1 protein-coding gene is annotated in these 366 nt (G+C 62.8%); it reads right to left on the bottom strand.

The features are described 5' to 3' along the window. Positions 1 to 126: 126 nt before the first annotated feature. On the bottom strand, positions 127 to 366 hold a 240-nt coding region (locus C1I89_RS33865), incomplete at its 5' end, for a hypothetical protein (RefSeq protein ID WP_258231589.1).

Below are 366 nucleotides of genomic sequence, written 5' to 3'. Positions count from 1 at the left end.
GTGACATGGTTGAAATCTCCTGTATGAGATGAAGAAAAAGGGCCCTCCACCCGAGCGGATGGAAGGCCTGTGGGGGTAAGTCGCCGTCAGGCTGCGGACTCAGCCGTAGCGCTGCTTGGCTTCCTGTCAGGGAACGAAGCGCGCATCCCGGCCGGTCGAGGTCGGAAGCTGTAATCTCCCGATCTCTTCCGTCGAGAAGCGCGTCGCCTGGTCGAACTGGACCCAACCGAACTCGTTGGGCCAGAAGCCTGCGCTATCGCTGATGGCGGACTCGTTGCACGAATACACCACCGAGCAGTCGCTTGCCACGTGCGTCACGCCCCAACCGCCTGGCGTCGCCGGGTGGCCTTGGCGTCGATCACGCTC

Source organism: Achromobacter pulmonis (assembly GCF_002885955.2).
GTDB lineage: Bacteria > Pseudomonadota > Gammaproteobacteria > Burkholderiales > Burkholderiaceae_B > Achromobacter > Achromobacter pulmonis_A.
Note: the sequence above shows the minus strand (reverse complement) of the source record. Positions and strands in the feature narration are given on the sequence as shown.